Annotated in this window: 4 protein-coding genes; 3 read left to right on the top strand and 1 reads right to left on the bottom strand. The window is 61.9% G+C overall.

From position 1 onward, the window contains the following. Positions 1-2,179: methyl-accepting chemotaxis protein (locus A9D60_RS25145; RefSeq protein ID WP_065270119.1), on the bottom strand; the 2,179-nt coding region annotated here is incomplete at its 3' end. A gap of 413 nt (positions 2,180-2,592) precedes the next feature. On the opposite strand from A9D60_RS25145, the gene A9D60_RS25140 reads away from it, so the two are divergent. The 3 genes from A9D60_RS25140 to A9D60_RS25130 form a co-directional block, all read left to right on the top strand. After that, the gene (locus A9D60_RS25140; RefSeq protein WP_039186441.1) at positions 2,593-2,880 is read left to right on the top strand and encodes an STAS domain-containing protein; all 288 of its coding nucleotides are present in this window, start codon (positions 2,593-2,595) and stop codon (positions 2,878-2,880) included. Next, positions 2,877-3,251 (top strand): response regulator, encoded by a 375-nt coding sequence (locus tag A9D60_RS25135; RefSeq protein ID WP_065270118.1) that lies wholly within the window; start codon positions 2,877-2,879, stop codon positions 3,249-3,251. Before A9D60_RS25140 ends, A9D60_RS25135 begins: the two co-directional genes overlap by 4 nt. A 1-nt stretch (position 3,252) precedes the next feature. Continuing rightward, a partial coding sequence (locus A9D60_RS25130; RefSeq protein ID WP_175393042.1) for an Hpt domain-containing protein occupies positions 3,253-4,591 on the top strand: 1,339 nt, incomplete at its 3' end.

Here is a 4,591-nt window from a genome sequence, read left to right as displayed (position 1 = left end):
CCACCAGCTCGGCCAGCTTGCCGGCATCGGTGTTCAGCATGTGGCCTGCCGCAGTGGCCTCCTCGACCATTGCCGCGTTCTGCTGCGTGACCTGGTCCAGCTGGGTGACGCCGGTGTTGATCTCGTTGAGGCCGGTGGACTGCTCCGCCGCGCCCTCGGCAATGCCGGAGACCAGCTGCGAGATATGGGTCACCTGCTCGACGATGCTTTGCAGCGCCTCGCCGGCCTTGCCGACCAGATCGACGCCGCGCTCCACCTGTTTGGAGCTGTCGGAGATCAGCGTCTTGATCTCCATCGCCGCATCCGAGGACCGCTGCGCCAGGGCGCGCACCTCGCTGGCGACCACCGCAAAGCCCTTGCCGGCCTCGCCCGCCCGCGCCGCCTCGACGCCGGCGTTCAGTGCCAGCAGGTTGGTCTGGAAGGCGATGTCGTCGATCACGCTGATGATCTGGCTGATGTGGTTCGAGGACTGTTCGATCTCGGTCATTGCCGAGACCGCGCTCTGCACCACTTCGCGGTTGTTTTCCGCCTCGGTGCGGGCCTCGGCCATGGTGGCCTCGACGCTGCGGGCGCCGTCGGCGGCGGATTTCACCGATGCCGTCAGCTCATCCAGCGCGGCCGCGGTCTCCTCCAGCGTTGCCGCCTGGCTTTCGGTGCGGTGCGACAGGTCGTCGGAGGCCTGGCTGATCTCGGCAGCGCCGTTGCGGATGCTGCCGGAGGCCTCGATCACCTGCTGCACGGTGGTGCTGAGGTTGCTGACGGTGCTGTTGAAGTTCTGCCGCAGCTGCTCGTATTCTTCCGGGAAGGCCGAGGTGATCGGCTGCGAGAAGTCGCCATCGGCAAGCTGCACCAGGCCGCTGCTCAGTTTCTCGACCACCTGCTGCTGCTGGCGCTGCATCTCGGCGCGCTCCTCTTCGGCGGCACGGGCCAGCTTCAGATCGTCCTGCATGGAGACCAGTGTCTTGCCGATCTTGCCGATCTCGTCGCCGCGGCTGGCCGCCTCGACCTCGGTTTCGAGATCGCCGGAGGACACGGCCTCCATGTCGGCGCAGATCCGGTCGATCGGCTTGGTCACCGACCGGGCGAACAGCCACCCGAAGAAGGACATGCCGCCAGCGCAGATCAGCGAGGCCAGAAGCAGCATGTTCCGCTTCTCAGCTGCGGGCGCCATCAGTTCTGCCCAATCCTGTTCGGCGATGATTGCCCAGTTGGCAAAGGCCAGCGGCAGCGGTTCGGAATAGGCCAGAACCTTCTGGCCATTGAGGCCGGTTACACCTTGCAGAACATGTGATTCGCCGTCAAAGGCAGTTTGCACCTGTTCCGTTTTCGGCAATTGCGACAGCACGTCGAATCCGCCTTCGAACCGGGAGTTGGTCCGTGCAAGCATGTCTGCGCCGGCCAGATAAACCTGTGTGGTTTGCCCCATGCCCTGCTCGTTGTTGACGATGGCACCCAGCAGGTCCACGGGGATCTGCACGGCCAGCACGCCGACGGTCAGATTGGCATCATTTACCACCGGAGAGGCTGCAAAAGCGGCAGCTGCACCACCGGAGGGCGCATATGGCTTCATGTCGGCAAAGAAGACTTCGCCACGGCTGCCTTCCAGGGCTGCACGGTAAACATCGGCCAGACCGGAGTCCTTGAACGGGCCGGTCATCATGTTGGTGCCGAAGTCGTTTTCCTTAAACACCGAATAGACGATGTCGCCGGCCAGGTTGATCAGGAAAGCATCATAGTAGCCTTTGCTCTCGATCAGTGTCTTGTAGGCCGGGTGGAAGGTCTCATGGTGCATGTGGTAGGGCGACTCACCCTGGCCGCGCACCAGAAGATGCTTCTGCCCGATCGGATTCGGGTTGTCGTCGATATAGGCCTGGCGCAGGATCTGGCCCGGATTTCCTTCCAGGTCGTTCCAGGTCATCGTCAGCCATTCGATGGCAGTTGCCGTCGATGGAACAGCCGCCAGCGTCTGCACATCCGCGTGAATGCCGTCCAGCAGGGTCTGCACTGAGTACTTCCGGTCCGCCACCATGGAGCGGAACTGGTCTTCCGCGGTTTTCTCGGCGCTTTTTTGGAAGCTGATCGTGCTGATGGTGACGAGAATCGCCGTCACAAGCACACCGAACCCAACAACAAACAGCGGCAATTTATGTGCCAGCTTGAGCGATTTGAACGTTTTCATTCCGTCCTCCTAAGAGAAGTGCGGTCTAGGCCACCGCAATAGTGATGCCAGTCAGATTGGAGGGCAGATGTTAATTTGCCGCTTACGGCGCAGGGCCGCTGCCGCATTTCAATGCGGAATCCGGCCGAAACCTGCTGCGCTCAGGCGTCACTTTCTGAAGGCCTGGTAAAGATGCGGCCATAGGTTGTTCAGAGCGCTGAAAACACGCCTTATCAGACCCCGCCGGGTGATTCTCCGACCGTCAGAACACAGATAAAAATTGATCGGATTTCTGCCGCGAAAATTGCGGCGGTCTCCTTATGAATCCCCTTTTGCACGGGTGTGGCGGCAATCAAATGTTAAGGCCCCGCCCCTAAGAATTGCCTCATCGAACTCGAACTGATCGCCGACAACGGGGGTGCGAATCGCCGACAATGACTACGGAAACGCAAAAGCATAATCTGGATCTGCCGAACGCCTTCGCGGAGCTGGATCCGCTGATCGCCTTCCTGCAAGGGGCGCGCGCCAAGGCGGTCGAAATCGACTGCAGCGGTGTTGCCCTGATGCCTTCGCGCTGCTTGCAGCTTCTGCTTGGTGCAGAGCAGCAATGGCGGTCCGAGGGGGTGGGCTTCGCAGTCACCAATATCACCGAATCCTGCCGCAAGTCCCTGACGCTTCTGGGGCTGGAGCCCAACCGTTTTGAAGACGAGGAAACAGCATGAAAACCAAAGTTCTGGCAATCGACGATTCCCGCACGATCAGGAATCTTCTGGCCGCGACCCTGGAAGAAGCGGGTTTTGAATACCATTGCGCGGTTGATGGCCGCGAGGGTGTGGACATGTACCCCAACGTGGATCCCGATGTAGTGATCACCGACATCAATATGCCCAACCTGGACGGGTTCGGCGTGATCGAGGAGCTGCGCGGCACGGGTATCAATTCCAAGGTGCCGATCCTGGTTCTGACCACCGAAAGCGCGCCTGAGCTGAAGGCCCGCGCCCGCGGCGCCGGTGCCACCGGCTGGATCACCAAGCCGTTTGACGATGCCTCGCTGATTTTTGCGCTCAAGCGCGTGACAGGAGCCGCGGCCTAAGATGTCGGGGTCTATTCAGGATACCTTCTTTGAGGAGTGCGAAGAGCTCCTCGAAGCAACGGATGAGGGTCTGACCGCCATCGAAGGAGGCGATCACGACTCTGAGGTGGTCAATGCGATCTTCCGCGCCGTGCACTCGATCAAGGGTGGCGCGGGGGCCTTTGGCCTCGATGATCTGGTGGCTTTCGCCCACCGGTTCGAGACTGTGTTTGACGAGGTGCGCTCCAACCGGCTGGACCTGGACGAGAAGCTGATTCAGCTGCTGCTGCGTTCCAGCGACCATTTGTCGGCGCTTGTCGAGGTTGCCCGCGACGGCGGCCAGGTCGACGAGGCGCATCACGACACCCTTCTCGCGGCGCTGGATGAGTACATTCCGGAAGAAGAGGAAGATCTCACCTTCGAGCCGATGGGGCTCGGCGGCCCGGCGCCTATGATGGATCTTGGCGATCTCGGCGGCGCCCCGGCGGAACCGCAGGAAGAGACCTACCGGATCCGCTTCCAGCCGCTGAAGGAAATGTACGGCACTGGCAATGAGCCGTTCTTCCTGTTCCAGGCGCTCAAGGACCTGGGTGAGCTGACCGTCACCATGGACGAAAACGAGCTGCCCGGCTTTGATGCCATGGACATGGCGGAAGCTTATCTGGCCTGGGACCTGGTGCTGGTCACCAAGGAGACCCGTTCGAAGGTTGAGGCCGTGTTCGAATTCGTCGAGGGCCTGTGCGAGCTGTCGATCGAAGGGGACGGCGATGCCGAGGCGGAAGCCAACGCATTGGCCGCGCTGGATGCGATGTTCGCTGCACCGCCTGCCGCAGATGCCGCAGCTGCCCCTGAGGGGGAGGCGCCTGCAGCCCCTTTTGAGCCGCCGGTCCCCGCACCTGAACCCGAAGCCAAACCGGCAGCTGCCGAAGAAAAGGCCTCGGCCCCGAAAGCCGAGAGCGGCAAGCAGGAGCAGCGCGGCGGTCCCAAGCCGACGCTCCGAGTCGAGCTCGAGCGGGTGGACCGGCTGATCAACGCTGTCGGGGAGCTTATCATCAACCATTCGATGCTGGCCCAGCAGATCGCCAATCTCAACGTTTCGGATACCCGCGACGTCGAGACCGAGCTGGAAGGTTTCAAAAACCTGGCACGCGACATCCAGGAAGGCGTCATGGCCATCCGCGCGCAGCCCGTGAAGCCGCTGTTCCAGCGCATGGCCCGGATCGTCCGCGAGGCTTCGGCCGCCACCGGAAAGACCTGCAAGCTGGTCACCGAAGGCGAAAACACCGAGGTCGACAAGACGGTCATCGAACGGCTGTCCGACCCGCTGACGCATATCCTGCGCAATGCGGTCGACCACGGCG

The organism is Leisingera sp. JC1, assembly GCF_001679925.1.
In the GTDB taxonomy this organism is placed as follows: domain Bacteria; phylum Pseudomonadota; class Alphaproteobacteria; order Rhodobacterales; family Rhodobacteraceae; genus Leisingera.
This window is presented reverse-complemented; position numbering and strand designations above follow the sequence as displayed.

Bases quoted from the DNA above. Each gene is read 5' to 3' on its own strand.
- A9D60_RS25140 (WP_039186441.1), top strand. From the start codon at position 2,593: ATGACTACGGAAACGCAAAAGCATAATCTGGATCTGCCGAACGCCTTC.
- A9D60_RS25135 (WP_065270118.1), top strand. From the start codon at position 2,877: ATGAAAACCAAAGTTCTGGCAATCGACGATTCCCGCACGATCAGGAAT.